Here is a 19,155-nt window from a genome sequence, read left to right on the forward strand (position 1 = left end):
AAGGAGCGAAGCCATGCCGATTCGCGGATTACCCAACGGCCTCCATCACACCCGTCCACAGGCTGGTCGCGATCGCCCGGAATGGGTGGTCGCGATCAATCGTAGCGGGTGGTCGCAATCCATCGTAGCGGATGGTCGCAATCAATCGTAGCGCGCACTGGGCATGATCGACGAGCAGGAAAAGAGCGTTCTCTATCGAAATTCGACGCGGCGAGGCTGGCGCGGCCCATTGCAAGTGCCATTCGACAGCCCGTCTGAGATGCCGATAGAACGGCCGAAAATGATCCGCCGTGGATTACGGGTTGTCATTGAGCTCGGGACAAGCAAGGTAGCCATCAAAGCTGCGTTGAATTTGCCTGAGAAAGAGATCGAGCAGATCGCGGGCTTAGAGCCGGGCTTCTTTCGACCCGCGGCCGAGGTTCATAGCCTTGCGACGGCGAAACGGCAGACGCTGAAAGCAGTCGACGTCGAAAGCGGCGAGGTAATAGAGTTTCCGCACGCCACAAAGCGTTCCTAATCTCGCATCCGATAAGCCCCATCGGCCGAGCCGCGAGGAACGAGAGGGGCAGCAGACTCGGAAAGCCGCGCAGAAGTCAAGTCGCGTGAGCAATCCGCGACGCGGCAAACATACTTCGCATCGCGCGGTGTGCTTCACTAGATGGAAGCCGCCCGAGAGGCGGTACCTAGCATTTCCGACGGTCCACGTGCATTGGCCGACTCAAGTTCCTCGGACGAAGGTTCAGAACGCCAATATGTCATTCCATGAAGGTGTCCGCCAGGGACCGTGCAGCTCAAGGAGGCGCAGCACACGATTTTATAGGAGTGCGTTTTGTCGTTGTTCCTCAAGTGTTGTGGGCAGCGGCGGTAGAATTGACGCGTCAGCAGCGCAAGAAATGAGCCCGCCAAAAGGCGAGTGACAGGAGTGTTAGGAGGGTAGGGCATGGCCCAAAGCGCAGCTGCGCGATGAACGAGATCACCACCATTGCTCGGCATTTGTAAGGCTCAAAAGACGGCGCCTGCAACTATCGAACCCAGCGCCTGACGGCAAGCCTTATGTTCGGCCAACTCCCGCAGCGACTTCAGACCGAATGATGGTTGCGGTGTTCAATGAAGCCTCTAGCGAGAGGTCCCCAAATGCGAGCTGACAAAGAAGATAGTTGGCGCCTGCCTCTTCCAGATGATTGAGGAGTGTTTGTCGTATTGAAGCGGCCGTCCCGGCGACGCACAGCTCACTCTCGATTGCTGCATCGAACGTCAAGGGCAGATTTTGTGGAGTGGGGATGTTGTTGCGTTCATAAAGGAACTTGAAGCTGTCGAGCCAGCGACCATAAGCAGGTGCAGCGAGTGAATAAGCATCTGCTTCAGAACTTCCAGCCACGACCATACGCAGCAAGCCAAGAAACGGCGACTGACCATTCGCGTCTGAGCGTTGCTCTCGATGCGAGCGGTATGCGTCCGTGACCCTTCGGACGGACGATGAGGGCCCAAGACTCGCGATGTTTGCACCGATTTCCGCGGCCCAGCTTGCCGAATCGGGGTGATTTACAGCGATCCATGTCGGGGGATGCGGCCACTGACGAGGCGTCAGCGTCAATGGAACCTCGTCCAATTGGTAATGGGTACCCTCGTAGGAGAGCGTGCCGCCGCGCATGGCTTTAACAAGGATTTCGCTAGCTTCCGTATAACGTCCCGGTGCAGCGTCTGCACGGACCCCGAAATATCCCAACTCAACGGGGAGGGAGCCGCGTCCGATGCCAAGTTCAAGCCTACCGCCGCTCAAGTGATCCAACATACAGGCCTCTTCAAAGACCCGCAGCGGATGATGAAGGCTAAGCAGCATAACCATCGGGCCGATGCGAAGATTGGTTGTGCGTTGAGCGACGCTGGACAAGAACAGATTCGGCGAAGGACTTCTGCCATGTGGAGTACAATGGTGCTCTGCTAGATGATAGGCATAGAACCCCAGACGATCGCATGCTTCAGCGAGCAGGAGCCGATCGTCATATTGTTTGGCGACATCACGGCCGTTCGCGTCCAGGTGATCGAAGATGCCGAACGTCAGTGTTGATGAAGGGAGATTTTTCACTAGATCACCTCGAGAATTGCAGCAGGAGAGTTATCGGCTTGGCTTAGCGCGAAGATCTGGAAATGTTACCGACCGCTGAAAGAAACGTATCCATTTGCGCGTCTGTGCCGATTGTAATGCGTATGAAAGTTTCGAGACCGCTTTCAGGAAAGAATGCAACAAGCACGTTGCGGCCCTGCAATGCGGCTTGCCACCAAGCGCCATCGTGTTCGCCGGGCACCCGAGCCAGCAAAAAATTTGCGTGGGAAGGCAATACCGCAAACCCAAGTTTGGACAGCTCAATTGTCGTTCGTTCCCTTGCAAGCATGATACGTTGGTGGTCCTCCTCGAAGGCGGCTCGATGCGCAATGATGCTCGCGCCGACCGCATGACCAATCACATTCATGTTGAAGAGGTTCTGCATGGTACGCAGCCTGCCGATGAGCTCGGGGTGACCGAAGCCGAAGCCGATGCGAAGGCCCGCGGTGGCATAACTTTTCGAAAAAGTTCTCAGTACCAGAAGATTTGAATAGCGGTTGACGAGCCGTAGTCCGTTATCGGGCGCAAAGTCGACATACGCTTCGTCGAGCACGATCAGTCGATCAGATTGTGCTACGAGCCTTTCGATATCGGCGATCGAAACAAACGTTCCCGTCGGATTGTTCGGATTGGCCAGCACGATGAACTTGGCATCCCTGGCGGGACCGAAAAGCAATTGGTGCGTGGGTAAGGAATGGGTCTTACCCCACCCGATCTCCAGAAATTGAGCTTCGTGCAACATGGCGAGCTTGCGGTTGAACGAAAATCCGGGCGATATCATCGCGACGGTGTCGCCCGGAGCGAGGAACGCTTTGTAGATGAGACCGAGAAGTTCAGACGATCCGTTCCCAGCAATCACCTGATCGGCGGACAGTCCGTAGGCACAGGCGGCCGCCTCGCGCAAGCCGGCGTTATCGTCTTCCGGATACAGATAATGCTGCTCAAGGGCGGCAATCGCGCTTTGCCTGATGATCGGCGGCAACGGGAATGGGTTCTCGTTCATGTTGAGTTTGACGCAATTAGCATCAAGCGCGGGCGGAGCAGGTGGCGTAACATCTAACTGTTTTGCCACGTGCGAGAGGGACGAGAGTGCGCTTAGCAGCCTTGCGTCTGACATGTGGTCACTCCGTCGAAAAGCATGGGTTCTGAGCATGGCGATGGTCCGATCTGGCTGAACACTCGTCTTGGAGCATGAGCTTCCGCACCAGCAGGCCGACCTGTCTCTTCACAGTCGGACGGCGCGGAGCTTCACCAGTTTTTAGATATCTATCCTAACAGTTGCATGAATGCAGGAAAGAAACCGTAATTTGTGTTCCTCGTTCCTCGTTCCTCGTTCCTCGTATTGCGAGGGGCGAGTCGGTCGGATGTGAGCTCTCCCATGATACCTGCATTGAGTGCTGTTCAACTCCAGCGAAGGCGCATTGTCGGCCTGGAGAACTTCATCGACATCTCGATGAAGACTGTCGGCGGTGAGTTCAGACAGATCGATGTCTACTGTTCGGTAACGGCGGACCTCAAGAAAGCCCGCCGCGCGGCCGCCGGTCGTGCTTGGAGTTGAGGGACATCGTAGTTGTTCTCCAGCAGGGAGATATAGATGCTCTTGTACGCTTTCTTGGACGTGCTCGAGGAGCGTGACAGACTGACGCGGCGCAAACATTTGCGTTTGAGACATTCACAACCCTCGTTCCGGCGTCATCGACGGCCCCGATGCTCCTACCTGTTCTGGTAGTGTACAACTTGACCCTACGTTCGTTTCAAGGGGGCGATAGTCGTTGGACAATGGGGCATACTCGCTACAATGAGACTCGAGCCGCTAACGATCGACGAAATCGCCAAGCCATAAGGAAACGAGGCAAACTGCTTGCACTCAGTCGCTGCTTGCGTGTCCGAAGGCCGGCGACGCTATTCTCAGCGACGGCGTTTACGCGCCTGTGAGAGCCACCGCAGGGTCGCAAAGGCGCCTTCTGATGGGAAGTGAATCAAACCGAGCCACCCTCTAACTTGCAAACGGCCGCTTCAAGCGCGCGACACAGGAGGCGGGCCCGAGCGACCGTAGCTCGGAGTGTCTTTGTTCCTGATATCCCAATCCTCCAAGGTCTCCGAAACAATGGTAAAACCGCGGTAGATCGGCACATTCACTATCCCGGCATGTTCGGCCGGCACTTTGCCGAAATTGCCAGAGCCGCTGGTATGTATGGGGTGCGCCTTGAACATCCCCCAGAGGTAGACGACGGCATCGCCGCCGCGCCTGCGCACGAAGGGCCAGCTTTAGTCGACGCCGTCGTCAATCGGACCGAGCTCGCCGTGCCGCCCTCCGTAACGATGGAGATGGCCAAGGGCTTCTCTCTCCACACGCCTAAAGCAATTTGAATGACCGGACCGATGAGGTCATTGACTAAAGAGGATCTCGGGATTGGCGTTCCTGAAAGTACGACACCGTCTTCTGCCGAAGGAACGTGTGCAGCGATCGCATGCACTGGTACGGGGGAACGATGACAATCAAACAATCAAACAGCCGTTGATGAGATGGAGATTGCCTGGCCCGCAGCTTCCGGCACAGATGGCGAACTCGCTGGTCAGGTGAGCCTCGGCACCGGCCGCAAAGGCCGCCACTTCCTCGTGGCGGACATGAATCCAGTCGATGCATCCGTGACGGCGGATCGCATCGGTAAGGTCATTCTGGCTATCCCCAGCGATTGCATAGATGCGCTTGCCCCCGACCTTAGCAAGAGTGCGGGCAGAACGGATCTGCAACACTGGGCCATGGCCGATGTCTTGTCCGAGCGATTGACTTAGCGAAGCGCGAACGCCTCGCAAACATATCGACGGCGCAGCGCGATATCGCGTAAATGAACTCTTCGGCTGCCAATTCAGTTGCTACTGGTATGATCGTCTCCGCGCGTGCAAGCCACCAGATCTAGCCACGCCCTCGCAGCATGTGACAGATAAGCACCGCGGCGCCAAATCACTGCAATGTGCCAGTCCATATCAGCTTCGTCGAGCGGCACCCAAGCGATCGACAGATGTTTGCGTTGTTCCGCGATCATCCGCGGCAGAAAAGCTGGCCTCATACCCGTCGCAGCAAGCTCGACGATAAAATCAATCTGGCTGCTACGCGCGACGACTCGCTGCATTGATGTCGAGTATCGCGGCGTGGTTCTTTGTTGGCGCCGACCCAAGACTACAAGAGGCTCATTTTTCGCCAGTAGCAACATTCTCTTTGAATGCAATCGGAATCAGTATCTGGGCCCCGGTGTCTGAACTTCCGCCGATGATCTCCCTGCGCACCGCTTCCGACCAAAGGTAGCGCATCGTTGAGGCCGTGCCGGAAAAGGCAATACGGCTTCTCGACTTGGTGCCGAGGTCGATCGGAACTGCCTCTCCGGTGTATACCGACTTGTGTTTCAGGCAGAAGATCTGTGCTGCATGCCTTTGCGTGTCAAATGCTCAAAGACTGCGCAGTCTTACCGGCGCGTTGGTCTAAGCGCCGGGCGATTCGGTGCGCGCCAAATCGCGACGACCGCGAAAGAATGGCCAAAAGCCATGATGGTCGCACGGTCTCTGTAGATGAATGCCCCTGACGATCGCTACAGATTCGTTGCGTTCTCGTTCCGCCCCGTGCACTAGGAAAAATCCAGTCGACGAGTAGGAATAATCTAGTCGACATTGCGTTTGCACGCCTCCGTCTGGCCAGCGCGCTTTCATGTTGCATCGAGCGACAAATCGATCCGCGCATGGTCTCGCGCCGCAGGTCGGTCTTCTTTTTGCCCTAACGCAGCCAAATGCCCTTGCAAGGAGCCGAGCCGCCGACACGACGTTTGACAGGAGAGACGGTGCAAGTGTTGCAGGCAAGAAGTGGTGTCTTCGATCCGGAAGACCTTTGCATGTTGGGGAAGATTTTTGATGAGGCGGTGGCGGCGCTGCCGGCAAGTATGCGAACTCCCATCAACAGAACGGAGATCGCCAAGCTTGTGCTTGGACGCACAGCCGCTGGTCGGGCCGAATTGGTCCGCCTCAGGAAGCTGATGGTAGCCATTGCTTCCGCCGTTTAGTCCAGCAGAGGTCCAATGCTTCTTTCGATGCGCCCATGACGAGGTCATCCGACGCAAAGTCAACAGTGTGGTTGCTTCTTGCATGTCACATTCGCCCGGTGAAGCGCTTCCTCGGAAGGCAAAGTTCGATATTTCGTGCGAGAACCTGGCCGCAAGATCTACGGGCCGTCAAAACCGCTTGAATCTCACGTGGCGTTAGGTTGTAGGTTTGAAAACTGAGAAACATGAACAGACCTACAGTACTCAGGCGTCGATGGCGACGCATCGGTGAACTTGCGGATGCGACCGGCGTGACGGTACGCACTCTGCGTCACTATGAGCACACGGGATTGTTGGCCGCCTCGCAGCGCACGTGCGGTGGTCACCGGATCTACGACGGTGAGAGCCTCAGAAGAGTTTATCACATTCTGGCGCTTCGTGATCTCGGATTCTCTCTTCGAGAGATTCGGAAGGCGATGGACGGCAGAACTTCGCTTCCTGATTTATTGAGCGAGCAATTGGAGCGAGCGGAGCTTCAGGTCGCGCGTGCAACAAAGTTGCGCGATCGTTTGCGCAACATTACGAAGAATACGGAAGCGGATGTCAGTGTAGACGAGCTACCGGCCCGCCTTGATGCAATGTCGCGAGAGAGCGGTGGTCAGACGCGCCGGCGGGCACGGGCTCCCGATGATGGGGATCGATAGTGGCGGCCAGGAGAACTACGATTGCGTGAACGATCGGTCAAGAACGTGACGTTATGCCTACGGCAACAACCACGACTGAGGTGCCAAAACGAGCGTACATCGTAGCGCGAATCAGCCGACGTCAGGGGTCGCAAATGGCATTTCTTCGCCTGAGTTCATTTGCCGGTGCAGCGGTCCTTGCTTTCGTGTTGGTCTCCGGCGCCTCAGCTGACGATGTTTACGTTGCAGTGGCCGGACCTATGACAGGCAGCAAAGCTGCGGTTGGTGCTCAGATGCTTTACGGCGCAAGTGCGGCCGTGGCTGATTTGAACTCTTCTGGATTGCTTCCAGAACTCAAGATCAGATTGAGTGTCGCCGACGACGCCTGCGATCCGAAGCAGGCCGTTGCGGTAGCCAATCGGCTGGCAGCGGACCAGGTTAGGTTGGTTGTTGGTCACTATTGTTCTTCTTCCTCAATTCCCGCTTCCGACGTTTACGCTGAAGCGGGAATTATTCAGATTTCGCCCGGATCAACCGATCCTCAGCTGACGGAGCGAGGTCTGCGAACGGCTTTTCGGATCTGTGGCCGTGACGACCAGCAAGGGGTAGTGGCCGCCAACTATATCTTGCGGCACCACTCTAAAAGAAAGATCGCCGTCCTCGATGACAAGAGCGCAGCTGGCAAGGGCATTGCAGATGTCGTTGCGTCTCGTCTTCATGATGCGGGCCTCCTGAATATCATGCGACAAAGCTATATGGCCGGCGAAAAGGATTACACCGCTCTGGTATCAAGGATGAAGAGGGAAGGAATCGAAATCGCCTATATCGGTGGCTATTATGCCGAAATCGGCTTAATTGTACGCCAAGCCGCTGACGCACGCGCGCGTCTCACGGTCATGGCTAACGACGCGCTGATGACGAGCGAATTCTGGGCGATTGCGAGCAGTGCCGCAAATGGCACTCTCTTCACATTCATGTTCGATGCCACCAAGAACGCAGAGGCTGCCGGCGTCGTAGCCAGATTGAAAGCAACAAAACGAACTGCGGAAGGCTACACGCTTTACGCTTATGCCGCGGTACAGGCGTGGGCCCTTGCGGTGAGGCGCGCTGGCTCCTTCAACGCTCTGCGCGTCGCGAAAGCGCTTCGTTCGCAAGAAGTTGAAACCGTGATTGGCCACGTGCGGTTTGATGCGAAGGGCGACAATGCATCTGCCGGTTTCGTGGTCAATCGCTGGCGCGGCAACACGATCGAGAGGGTCGAGTAGACCAGGTATCGGTGGCTGAACGAACGACCTGATTATCAACAGGCCCGCTGCCTGTTTGGCCAATCGGCCGCCAGCAGAGTCTTGCGGTGGATGAGAACGCGATCCTCCGAGGCAACCATCGGAGATCGAAAGACACCGCGATCACCGGGTGGATCAGGGAGAGGACGGTCGAGCTGCCTGACAGGAGAAATGTGCGGCGAAGGGCTGACCCCGAAGAATCACCGGGGACGGAAAGCTATATCGACTTGTGAGGTCTCACTGTCGTCGGGCCGCCATTTCTTGGAGCGAGCGAAGGTCCTGCGAACCGCGATTGTCATGCCGAAGCATGTATCGCTGTGTCTCTAGCGGGCTAAGAGTGGTTCGGAAGATGCCGTAGGCGTGTCTTGGCGCGGGGAGAAACTAGGCGCCCTGCCTCCTGCAACAAAATTTCACGCATCCATATGCTTGCCGGATCAGTATTGTGAAGGGAAGGCCATTGGACGGCCTCGGTAAAGCCCGGAAGCGGTAGCGGGAGTTTAGTGATCCGCAGCGGCATCGTCTTTGCGAAGTACTTCACGAGCGTCAGGGGCATCGTCGCTATTCGGTTGGTTCCAAGTAACATGGGAGGGATCATGCTGAAGCTTTGCACGACGACCTCAACGCGCCTCTTGATGCCGTGCTCTTGCATAAACCATTCGTCTATGGAAGGCACTCGATTGCGCCCGAACTTGACCGCGACATGCCCCATTGACATGTATCTCTCGAATGTAAGCTGCCGCGATAGTTGCTTGTTCGAGCGGCAGCCGACGCACACGAGTGTCTCGTCAAAAAGGGTCGCCTTGGGGTGAGCGTCCGACATGTAGAGCTCGGGCACGATAAGAAAATCGATTTCGGCGCGCTGGAGAGGGTGATCGAACGGATTTGCGAGAGGTACCAACTCGAACCTGACGCCGGGCGCATCTCGTGCGACACGCTCCACGACATGTCGAAACCACACGACCGCAGCAAAATCAGACAGGCTGATCCTAAAGCGCCGTTCAGAGTCGGCCGGTTTGAATGCATCCCTGGAAGTTATGGAGAACTGGATGTGAAGTAGAGCCTCGCGAGTTGGGGCAGCGAGGGCTTCTGCACGTGGAGTCGGAATAAGTTCGCGACCTTTCATCGTAAAGAGGTCGTCTTTGAAATACGCGCGTAGGCGGCCAACCGCCGCGCTCATGGCCGGCTGGCTCAAGTTGATGCTGCGCGCCGCTGCTGTGAGGTTACCCTCAGTCATCAGAGCATCGAGCGCGACGAGGAGATTAAGATCAAGCCCTCGGAAACGCATTGTCACCTATCCGCACTGTAGATGTTTCTCATCCAAACAATCGATTTTACGAATTCGCTCGGCGCCGTCTAGGAAATCTCCAGTACCTGAGCAATCGGGGTAGGTTTCGGAGACGCAGAGCGTGGCACCGCAGATCGCAAGAATTGGTGATGCAGTTTCGTCGGCGCTTGGGCGTAACAGCTTAGCTCGGCCTCCGTCATTGTATTGTCACATCCGAATGCATTGCATCGATTCCAGTGTTAACCACTCATGCCAACGCTCGCCGAGCGCACACGCGGCGAGCCGTCGCGCCCGCTTTAAGAGAACAAATGAGCGGCAACAAGTTCGTCGCGTGCATCGAACTTGGCGGCAGAGATTGGACGAGGCAAATGAAGCCGCGGCTAACACGCTCGTGTCCCGCTTTCGGTGCCCGCGATCAGCATATCTCCTGTACGGCCAGAGGAGCGTGACGTCGCTTGCAGCGGAGTCGCAGCTCCTTCGCCCGTTCGAGACAGTTTCTACAATGGGGTCGTCTCCCGCTGCAACCGTACGCCGCTCAATAATGCGGCCAGGAGCGCGATTTAAACCATCGTATGCACTCCGCATACCATTCAATGGAAGGCGTCTACCTCGATATGATTGGGTAACTGGGTGGGCCTTCGATAACTTGAGTACCACACATCGCGGCCGCGGAGGATTTGAGACACTAGACAGAGCGCCACCTGTAACAGAGCCGGCCGCTACTCGCCTGGAGACGACGGCGATAACGAGCCGCGGTACACTCAAGATGAGCATGAAGGGTGGCTCGCTCCCCGCGCGATGCGATCGTAACGCCGTCCACAAGCCAACATTCCCCCCATTCGCTGACGACCCCATCGAACGAGCACCGTCACACTGCCCGTCGCTCGCTTGAGGCGTGCCTCAGGAAGGCAGCAAGAAGCAGGAGAGTCTTTCATGCGCCCTCAACTCCAGTGGAGGACGTGCTGGGAAAATAACTTACAACTCGCCGACCACGTCCAAATCTCCGGCTTCTTTCGAAGCGCCTACGGGCCGACCGGAGCGTTCAACGCAAAGCCATTTGAAGGCAATCGAAGCTGGGCGGGCGCGAGACCGGAGCTCAGGGTAGTTGGCTACGATGATCGCGGCGTCGCGGCTCATATCGGCGCATTGCGCCGGTTCATCAAAGTCGGTGGAACCGATCTGTTGGTGGCCGAACTTGGGTTGTACGCGGTACGCCCGGATCTCGAAGGTCTCGGAATCAGTCATTCCATGCGCGTGATGTATCCTCTGTTGCAGGAGCTCGGCGTCCCCTTCGGCTTCGGTACGGTTCGGCATGAACTCAAAGAACATGTCTTTAGGCTGCTCGGCCGGCCGGGATTGGCGACAATTGTTCAGGGCATTCGCGTGCGATCAACTCTTCCCGATATCTATGCCAACTTGCCCCCAACTCGAGTCGATGACGCGCTGCTTGTAGTGTTCCCTATAGCGCGGCCGATGAGCGAGTGGCCCGCCGGCACAGTCATCGAGCGTAATGGGCCAGAGCTGTGAAACAAACGAGTTGCTTGCTCGAAGCCAACAGCAAGCGCATCACGGACACCGCTCGCCACAGCGTCTATCTGACGTTCGATGATGGGCCTAATCCATACTGCACGCCGGATATTCTTGGTGTGCTGGCGGAGTACCGCGCGCCGGCGACGTTCTGTGTCATTGGCACGTACGCGATGAATGAGCCAGAGCTGATTCGTCGGATGATCGCGGAAGGGCACGAGGTCGCGAACCACACGATGACACATCCCGATCTGTCCAGATGCGACCCCGACGAGGTGCAGTGTGAAATAATGACCGCGAGTAGCGCCATCAGGAGCGCATGCCCTCAGGCCCCGGTGCGACGTGTGCGTGCGCCGTATGGGATTTGGACCGAAGCAGTGCTGGCCAAGTCAGCGAAGGCCGGACTTGCGGCTCTTCACTGGTCGGTAGACCCGCGCGACTGGTGTTGTCCCGGCGTCGATACAATCGTCGAAGCAGTGTTAGCCTCTGTCCGCCCTGGTGCGATCGTTCTCTTGCATGACGGATGCCCGCCCGACGAGTTGGGGCCGGGCATTCATGCCGGTCTGCGCAACCAGACGGTGAAGGCGCTGTCCCAACTTATTCCAGCCTTGCATGATCGCGGATTCGCGATCCGCCCGCTTCCGCAAACTCATTGAACAATTGGCGTCCTAATGAATCTACTTGCCACAACTAGTACTGTTGTCGTTTCGACTTATGCGTTGCTCTCCGCGGTCTACAAGTCGGCGCAGGCGTTCCATGCATCGCCGACACGAGTGTCGTCGGTATCATCAGATGGGGGCGACCCTGAATCGATACCCAGCGTGGATGTAATCGTACCCTGCTTCAACGAGGACCCGCGCACGCTGTCGGCATGCCTAGAATCCATTGCAAGCCAAGACTATGTTGGGCAACTACGCGTCTATGTCGTCGACGACGGTTCTGGAAATCGCGACGACGTGGCACCCGTCCATCATGCCTATGCGCACGATTCAAGGTTCAACTTTATTCTCCTGCGAAAGAACGTTGGAAAACGTAAGGCACAGATTGCCGCGATCCGCCGGTCTTCCGGAGAACTGGTCCTCAACGTCGATTCGGACACGATACTCGCGACCGATGTGGTCAGGAGGCTCGCACTGAGAATGCAAGATGATGGGATCGGTGCTGCCATGGGGCAGCTGACGGCGAGCAACCGGAGCGCCACTTGGCTAACTCGGTTGATCGACATGGAGTACTGGTTGGCGTGCAACGAAGAGCGCGCAGCTCAAGCTCGTTTCGGCGCGGTCATGTGCTGCTGTGGTCCATGTGCCATGTACCGACGATCGGCCCTCGATTTGCTGCTGGATCAGTACGAGGCGCAATTCTTCCGAGGAAAGCCGAGCGATTTTGGTGAGGATCGCCATCTCACGATCCTTATGCTGAAAGCAGGATTTCGAACTCAATACGTTCCAGACGCGTACGCCGCGACAGTGGTTCCAGATAGGGTAGGGCCGTATCTGCGCCAACAGCTTCGCTGGGCCCGCAGCACTTTCCGAGATACCCTACTTGCGTTGCGCCTTTTGCCCGGTCTCGATCGATACCTGACATTAGACGTTATCGGGCAAAACGTCGGCCCGCTTCTTCTGGCGCTTTCGGTGGTAACGGGCATTGCACAGCTCGCGCTCACGGACACTGTGCCATGGTGGACAGTTCTGGTAGTCGCATCAATGACCATGGTGAGATGCGGCGTAGCTGCCTTGCGTGCTCGTCAACTGCGATTCTTGGCGTTTTCTTTGCACACGCCCATCAATATCTTTCTGCTACTTCCGGTAAAGGCCTATGCGTTGTGTACGCTTAGCAATAGCGATTGGCTCTCACGCAATTCAGCCAAGGCACCTGGGTTTGGCGTAAACCAGGCGCTCCAGCAGAACCAGGATACTCAACCAGACCCAGCCCGGCCTTCGGGATCGGCAGTTCCGATTCGTAGTTCGCGCCGTCCGTCTAGCAATGACACGACCGCATTTGCAGCGGCGAGCGATTCGGACTGAGGAGCGGTAACTCATGAACCCGGATGACCGTTATCAATCGTTGGAACGAGAATTAACTGCCGATGATCCATGGCGGCTGGACGGCAATCCGTTCGAGCGAGAGCGTCATACGCAGATGCTCCGGCTTTCGCTTTCCAACGGCTTCATCACGAATGCGCTCGAGGTCGGGTGTGCGGCCGGCGCATTCACGGAAAAGCTTGCGCCCCATTGCGGACGACTTACAGTCGTTGACATCGCGCCGCGAGCGATCGGTCGGGCGAGCCAACGGACGAAGCGATGGTCGCACATCACATGGATAGTCTCTGATATTCAGCAGTTCTCTCGAACGGAACGGTTCGACTTGATCGTGGTGGCGGAAGTGCTCTACTACCTCCGCGATATTGCCGAGATGCGTACGGCCATCGGCAATTTGGTGGGAATGCTTGCGCCGGATGGTCATCTGGTTTTCGGATCGGCGCGTGATGCCACCTGCCTCGGCTGGGGACATGCTGCCGGCGCCGAGACGATCATCGCAATGTTGAACGAAACATTGGTCGAGGTCGAACGGGTGCAATGTCAGGGCGAGTCGGCGAACGAAGACTGCTTGCTCGCTTGTTTTCGGAATTCTGTCTTCCCTTCTATCTAAAAACTGACCGTAGCATCGGGGCACTATGCGTATCTGTGGCATCAAGCTGACGCACGACGGGTCCATCGCTCTTGTAGAGGATGGACGTCTGGCCTTTTGCATCGAGCATGAAAAACGTGAGAACAACCGACGGTACTCGGCCATCGAGAATCTCGACACAGTTGTTCTCACATTGGCGGAACACGGCCTTCATCCCCGCGATATTGATCAGTTCGTCATCGACGGTTGGGACGGGGAAATCGAAACGGAATTCCACGTCCTGAGTGGGTCGGAACGTCTGACGCTCAAAGGCGCACCGTATGTTGAACCTCCCGATGGGCTCCTATCTTCACGCGAGGGGGATGGGCTGGTGCTCGAGGGCGAGAGTTTCTCCTATAAGAGCTATGCGCACGTCACGGGCCATGTTGCCTCCGCTTACTGCACGAGCCCGTTTGCGAAAGCGAGAGATCCGGCTTTCTGCCTCGTATGGGATGGCTGCATCTTTCCGCGACTTTATTATGTGGAGCCGGGCGGGGGCCGCTTTCTCGAATGCCTATTCCCGATGATAGGCCATGCTTATGCTGTCGCTGGCCATTACTTCGGGCCCTATCGGCAGCCGAACCGGACCAGCTGGGACCTTGGCGTTGCGGGCAAACTGATGGCCTATATCGGTCTGGGGGCGCCCGATGAAGGCGTTGTGACGGTGTTTAGGGAGGTCTATGAGAAGCGCTTTGCGGGGGACACGGAGTCCGCTCAGCGTTACCGTGCGAACATAAATAATGCCGAGGCGTCACTTGCGGCTACGCATGAATTCTTCGTAGAAAGCGCACTTCGACTAGAGGTCAAGCGACCCGCGGATGTACTCGCATCGTTTCATATTTTCCTCGAGCGTCTGCTCATGCGGGAGATGGGCCTTGCTTTGCTTCGGCATTCGTACTTTCCGGGGCCGCGCAATCTATGCATAGCCGGTGGTTGTGGTCTTAACATCAAGTGGAACAGTGCGTTACGTGCGACCGGCCTGTTCGATGCTGTTTGGGTGCCGCCTTTCCCGAATGACAGTGGTTCAGCAATCGGAGCCGCCTGCTCGGCAATGGTGGCGGACAAAGGTTTCGTACCCCTTGAGTGGTCGGTCCATAGTGGTCCAGCCCTTGCAGGCGGAGATGCACCGGTGGGATGGGACGCAGCACCCTGCAGCATAGGCGAGCTTGCCGCACTCCTCGCAACTGGTAAGCCCGTGGTCTTCCTTAACGGCCGCGCCGAACTCGGCCCACGCGCCCTGGGTGGCAGAAGCATTCTTGCTGCGGCGACATCTCCGACAATGAAGGACTATCTCAACGATATCAAATTTCGCGAACACTTCCGGCCGGTTGCGCCGATATGCCTGGAGGACCGAGCGCCGGACATTTTCGATCCTGGATCGCCGGACCCTTACATGCTCTTCGACCATCAGACGCGGCCAGAGTGGCGAGACAGAATCCCCGCTGTTGTGCACCTCGACGGATCCGCACGGTTACAGACGATTGGCAGAACATCGCAGCACAAAGTGGCTGAATTGCTCATTGAATATGAAAAATTCACGGGCATTCCGCTGCTTTGCAACACCAGCGCCAATCACCATGGACGTGGCTTCTTTCCCGATGTCGCAGCTGCCTGCAAATGGGGGCGCATCGAACACATCTGGTGCGACGGCCTGCTTTGGACCAAAACGCTCGAAGTCAAGGTGCCGTCGTCCGAGCTGGCTCTGACAAGCTGAGATGAACGCATGTCGAGCGTAGCGATCAGTTTTGCCGCTGTAAACAAATCGTATCGCGGCAAAGCAGTTGTCAACGATCTGGCATTCACCGTTGCAGCGGGAGAGTGCTTCGGGCTGCTCGGTCCAAATGGTGCGGGCAAGAGCACCATTGTGCGTATGATACTCGGCATGGTCCCGCCGGACTCTGGCCAGATTACAGTGCTCGGCAAGCAAGTACCGGCACACGCTCGCTTGGCACGCGCAGGCGTGGGCGTGGTCCCGCAATTCGACAACCTCGAGAATGAGTTCACGGTCCGCGAGAATTTGCTGGTGTTCGGGCGCTATTTCGGCATGAACGCGCGCGAAATCGATGCGGTCATTCCATCGCTGCTCGAATTTGCCCGCCTCGAGAGCAGGGCCGATGCGCGCGTTGCCGAGTTGTCCGGTGGCATGAAGCGCCGATTGGTGCTGGCACGTGCGCTGATCAACGACCCGCATCTGCTCGTTATGGACGAACCAACGACAGGTCTTGATCCGCACGCGCGCCATCTGATCTGGGAGCGCCTGCGAGCGCTACTCGCGCGCGGCAAGACGATCCTGCTGACGACCCACTTTATGGAAGAGGCCGAGCGGTTGTGCGACAGGCTCTGCGTGCTTGAGGAAGGACGCAAGATCGCCGAAGGTGAGCCTCAGGCGCTAATCATCGAACAGATCGGCTGCGATGTCATGGAGATCTATGGTGGCAACCCGCAGGTATCTATTGAGCTGATCAAGCCTTACGCGCAGCGCATCGAACTAAGCGGCGAGACGATCTTTTGCTATGCGACGGATCTGGAGCAAGTGCGGAGGCAGTTGCGAGGGGCTGTGGGGTTGCGGCTTCTAGAGCGTCCGCCGAACCTCGAGGATGTGTTCTTGCGACTGACCGGACGCGAGATAGAGATATGATGAATATGACTTATGGCGCGGCCATGCCTGCGAATGCGTTTAACTGGGTTGCGGTATGGCGACGCAACTATCTAGCATGGAGGAAGGTCGCGCTTGCGTCGCTGCTCGGCAATCTCGCCGATCCGATGACCAATCTACTGGGGCTTGGCTTCGGCCTCGGACTCATCGTCGGTCGTGTAAACGGGACCTCATATATCGATTTTCTGGTGGGCGGGATGGTCGCGACCAGCGCGATGACTTCCGCGAGCTTCGAGACGATTTACGCAACATTCGCCCGCATGCACACGCAACGGACCTGGGAGGCAATGCTGTGCACACAGCTTACTCTTGGCGACATCCTGCTCGGAGAAGTGGCATGGGCAGCCAGCAAGGCCGTGCTGGCCGGTACAGGCATCACAATCGTCGCCGCGGGCTTGGGTTACGCGGCGTGGCCATCCATGCTGTATGCGCTACCCGCTATCGCTCTTACCGGGTTCGTGTTCGCAAGCTTGGCGATGGTCATTGTATCCTTAGCGCCAAGTTACGACTATTTCATATTCTACCAAACACTTGTCCTTACACCCATGGTGTTCCTCTGCGGCGCAGTGTTTCCGATCAATCAGTTGCCCGCGGCCTTCCAGTTCGTCGCAGGCCTGTTGCCGCTGGAGCATTCGATTGAGCTCATTCGCCCGGCGATGCTGGGGCGGCCAATCGGCAGCGTCGGTATACACATAGGCGCACTCTGCATTTATGCGGTCGTGCCATTCTCGTTGTCGGTTGCGCTGCTTCTCCAACGCCTCATGCGCTGAGACGCCGCAGTGGAAAGCACGACGCCGCAGCGAGCAACCGTGGGCCGGTTGGTCCCAATAGAGCCCTCTCACAATAAATGGAGAGTAAGATGCTGTGCCTCGGATTGAGCGGCGGATTAGACAAGATTTATGAATTACGACCCGAGCTTCCAAGTACGTTTCTTCACGACGGCGCTGCGGTGCTCGTGCGTGACGGTCGTGTGATAGCGGCCGTTGAAGAAGAGCGCCTCAATCGGGTCAAGCATTCCAATAAATTTCCGAGCAACTCAATCCAATACTGTCTCGATGCTGCCGGTATTCGACTGAGCGACGTCGATCGCATCGCGTTCTATGCGACCGAAGCGTATTGCAATGCAATGCTCGAACGCCTGTTTGTCTCGCAGCCATCCGATGCCATTCCGATGGATGCTAGGCTCCTGCTCCGGACGATGCTGGCTCAGGAGTTCAACACCGAAGTCGATCCATCGCGCGTTTCGTTCGTAAGTCACCACCAGGCGCACGCAGTAAGTGCATTTGCAATGTCTGGATTTGAGCAGAGTCTGGTCCTCGCAATCGATGGCGGTGGTGAGTTTGTCTCCGGTCTCGTGGCCATCGGGTCCGGGACCGAAGTCAATCAACTCGAGAGCTTCCCGGAGAGCAACTCTTTGGGGCTATTTTATCTCGAGACGATCCGGTATCTGGGTTATAGCTTGTTCGATGAGTACAAGGTCATGGGCCTTGCTCCTTATGGCGATCCTGCGCCTTATCGCGAGCTGTTTGAGCGGTTCTACGAGCTCTCTGAGAACGGGGGCTACCGGCTCTACCTGGATCGCATCGGACCGGCGTTGGTCCGCAATATTCAGGTTCGACGAAAAGGCATGCCATTCACCCAGCAGCATCGAGATGTCAGCGCGTCATTGCAGGAAGCGCTCGAGCGAATCGTGTTTCACATAGTTCAGCACTACCGCGAAGCCACGGGTATGAAGCGGCTGTGCTTGGCTGGTGGCGTGGCCCACAACTGCACCGTCAATGGCAAGCTGCTGTATTCGGGTTTGTTCAAGGAGATCTTCGTGCAACCCGCGGCGCATGACGCAGGCTGCGCCCTAGGCGCTGCATTGATGGCATCTGATGAGGTTGGGCGGCCTGCCCCGCGCGAGCGGCTGAAGGAGGTCTATTGGGGGCCAGATCTCGGGACCGACCGCGCCTTGGAGCAGGAATTGGCGGCATGGGCCGGACATCTCGACGTCGAACGCAGTGATGACGTGTCCGGCAGAGCGGCCGATTGGATGGCAAACGGCGCAGTAATCGGATGGGTGCAGGGTCGGTCGGAGTTCGGACCACGTGCGCTGGGTAACCGCAGTATTCTCGCCGATCCCCGACCTTCCGCGAACAAGGGTCGCATAAACGCTATGGTCAAGAAGCGCGAGGGGTATCGACCGTTCGCCCCTTCCGTATTGGAGGAGGATGCGCGCGAATATTTCGATCTCCCGGCCGGAACGGACGAATTTCCCTTCATGAACTTCGTCGTTAGCGTACTTGATGCCAAGCGCGGCTTGCTGGGCGCCGTCACACATGTTGATGGTACCGCACGGCTACAGACAGTGTCGCGCAAGTCGAACCCAGCCTACTGGCGGCTTATTGATGAGTTCAAGAAGCGGACGGGCATCCCGGTTCTGCTGAATACCTCCTTTAACAACAACGCCGAGCCGATCGTGGATTCGGTTGCAGATGCCGTTGCCACATTTCTGACGACCGAGCTCGATGCTCTCGTAGTTGGACCGTTCCTTGTCAAAAAGCGCGCTGCAACGCTCGAGGATTGGACCTCGCTCGCGGTTTCACTGCCGCCTTATGCATCCCTGTATTGCGTCCGCGCACACACGGCACGAGACCGACAGGAGACGGCATGCGAGATCCGCACGACCGTCTCCGGCGGTGGTGGTGTGCGCATTTCAGATAGCGTGTTCGATCTGCTGATGCGGATCAAGGGCGAAGCCGTCCTCCGCGACCTCTTCAATTCGATGACATTGGATCAGGTCGCGCGCGAAGTTCTCGTCAAAGAACTACGGAGCCTATGGGAACAGCGGCGTGTTCGCCTGCATCCTCCCTCACGCGCTACACGGGTGCAGAACGACAGCGATCGTATGGCAGAGCCAGCATGAACGTCGATCGA

17 protein-coding genes and 1 pseudogene are annotated in these 19,155 nt (G+C 57.2%); 13 read left to right on the plus strand and 5 right to left on the minus strand.

Annotation, left to right across the window (positions count from 1 at the left end; genetic code table 11):
• Positions 1-163: 163 nt before the first annotated feature.
• Positions 164-517: a hypothetical protein gene (locus tag NLM31_RS08850; protein ID WP_254192059.1), complete on the plus strand. Its 354-nt coding sequence runs from the start codon at positions 164-166 to the stop codon at positions 515-517.
• A gap of 534 nt (positions 518-1,051) precedes the next feature.
• On the opposite strand, the gene NLM31_RS08855 is transcribed toward NLM31_RS08850, so the two are convergent.
• Entirely contained in the window at positions 1,052-2,086 is a 1,035-nt protein-coding gene (locus tag NLM31_RS08855) for an LLM class flavin-dependent oxidoreductase (RefSeq protein ID WP_254128827.1), read from the minus strand.
• A 43-nt stretch (positions 2,087-2,129) separates the two neighbouring features.
• Positions 2,130-3,221, minus strand: a complete 1,092-nt coding sequence (locus NLM31_RS08860; protein ID WP_254128828.1) for a histidinol-phosphate transaminase — start codon at positions 3,219-3,221, stop codon at positions 2,130-2,132.
• Positions 3,222-3,482: 261 nt separating this feature from the next.
• Between NLM31_RS08860 and NLM31_RS08865 the strand changes: the two genes are divergently transcribed.
• Positions 3,483-3,662 carry a hypothetical protein gene (locus NLM31_RS08865; protein WP_254128829.1) on the plus strand — a complete coding sequence of 60 codons (180 nt, stop codon included), beginning with the start codon at positions 3,483-3,485 and terminating at the stop codon, positions 3,660-3,662.
• Positions 3,663-4,539: 877 nt separating this feature from the next.
• Here the strand turns inward: NLM31_RS08865 and NLM31_RS08870 are convergent.
• A pseudogene (locus NLM31_RS08870) lies at positions 4,540-4,861 on the minus strand (thiamine pyrophosphate-binding protein); the annotation flags it as partial.
• A gap of 113 nt (positions 4,862-4,974) precedes the next feature.
• Positions 4,975-5,238 carry a LysR substrate-binding domain-containing protein gene (locus tag NLM31_RS08875; protein ID WP_375143546.1) on the minus strand — a complete coding sequence of 88 codons (264 nt, stop codon included), beginning with the start codon at positions 5,236-5,238 and terminating at the stop codon, positions 4,975-4,977.
• Positions 5,239-5,937: 699 nt separating this feature from the next.
• On the opposite strand from NLM31_RS08875, the gene NLM31_RS08880 reads away from it, so the two are divergent.
• The 3 genes from NLM31_RS08880 (at position 5,938) to NLM31_RS08890 (ending at position 8,083) form a co-directional block, all read left to right on the plus strand.
• The gene (locus NLM31_RS08880) at positions 5,938-6,156 is read left to right on the plus strand and encodes a hypothetical protein (RefSeq protein WP_254128830.1); all 219 of its coding nucleotides are present in this window, start codon (positions 5,938-5,940) and stop codon (positions 6,154-6,156) included.
• A 224-nt stretch (positions 6,157-6,380) separates the two neighbouring features.
• The gene (locus tag NLM31_RS08885; protein WP_256561151.1) at positions 6,381-6,839 is read left to right on the plus strand and encodes a MerR family transcriptional regulator; all 459 of its coding nucleotides are present in this window, start codon (positions 6,381-6,383) and stop codon (positions 6,837-6,839) included.
• Between the two features lie 134 nt (positions 6,840-6,973).
• Entirely contained in the window at positions 6,974-8,083 is a 1,110-nt protein-coding gene (locus NLM31_RS08890; RefSeq protein WP_254128832.1) for a branched-chain amino acid ABC transporter substrate-binding protein, read from the plus strand.
• Positions 8,084-8,432: 349 nt separating this feature from the next.
• Here NLM31_RS08890 and NLM31_RS08895 read toward each other — a convergent pair whose 3' ends face one another.
• On the minus strand, positions 8,433-9,386 hold the full coding sequence (locus tag NLM31_RS08895; protein WP_254128833.1) for a LysR family transcriptional regulator: 954 nt from the start codon (positions 9,384-9,386) through the stop codon (positions 8,433-8,435).
• Between the two features lie 933 nt (positions 9,387-10,319).
• On the opposite strand from NLM31_RS08895, the gene NLM31_RS08900 reads away from it, so the two are divergent.
• From NLM31_RS08900 to NLM31_RS08935, 8 genes are all read left to right on the plus strand, one after another.
• Positions 10,320-10,913 carry a NodA family N-acyltransferase gene (locus tag NLM31_RS08900; RefSeq protein WP_254128834.1) on the plus strand — a complete coding sequence of 198 codons (594 nt, stop codon included), beginning with the start codon at positions 10,320-10,322 and terminating at the stop codon, positions 10,911-10,913.
• 14 nt (positions 10,914-10,927) lie between these two features.
• A complete protein-coding gene (gene nodB, locus NLM31_RS08905) occupies positions 10,928-11,569 on the plus strand; it encodes a chitooligosaccharide deacetylase NodB (protein ID WP_254192060.1) in 642 nt (213 codons plus the stop codon).
• 15 nt (positions 11,570-11,584) lie between these two features.
• Positions 11,585-12,937: a chitooligosaccharide synthase NodC gene (gene nodC / locus NLM31_RS08910; RefSeq protein WP_254128836.1), complete on the plus strand. Its 1,353-nt coding sequence runs from the start codon at positions 11,585-11,587 to the stop codon at positions 12,935-12,937.
• A gap of 13 nt (positions 12,938-12,950) precedes the next feature.
• A complete protein-coding gene (gene nodS / locus NLM31_RS08915) occupies positions 12,951-13,562 on the plus strand; it encodes a nodulation methyltransferase NodS (RefSeq protein WP_254128837.1) in 612 nt (203 codons plus the stop codon).
• Positions 13,563-13,587: 25 nt separating this feature from the next.
• Entirely contained in the window at positions 13,588-15,294 is a 1,707-nt protein-coding gene (gene nodU / locus NLM31_RS08920; protein WP_254128838.1) for a nodulation protein NodU, read from the plus strand.
• Positions 15,295-15,303: 9 nt separating this feature from the next.
• Positions 15,304-16,218: a nodulation factor ABC transporter ATP-binding protein NodI gene (nodI, locus tag NLM31_RS08925; RefSeq protein WP_254128839.1), complete on the plus strand. Its 915-nt coding sequence runs from the start codon at positions 15,304-15,306 to the stop codon at positions 16,216-16,218.
• The gene (locus NLM31_RS08930; protein ID WP_254135270.1) at positions 16,218-17,006 is read left to right on the plus strand and encodes an ABC transporter permease; all 789 of its coding nucleotides are present in this window, start codon (positions 16,218-16,220) and stop codon (positions 17,004-17,006) included. The genes nodI and NLM31_RS08930 overlap by 1 nt, the downstream gene beginning before the upstream one ends.
• A gap of 89 nt (positions 17,007-17,095) precedes the next feature.
• A complete protein-coding gene (locus NLM31_RS08935) occupies positions 17,096-19,144 on the plus strand; it encodes a carbamoyltransferase (protein ID WP_254192061.1) in 2,049 nt (682 codons plus the stop codon).
• Positions 19,145-19,155 lie beyond the last annotated feature (11 nt).

The organism is Bradyrhizobium sp. CCGUVB4N (genome assembly GCF_024199945.1).
Classification (GTDB): Bacteria; Pseudomonadota; Alphaproteobacteria; order Rhizobiales; family Xanthobacteraceae; genus Bradyrhizobium.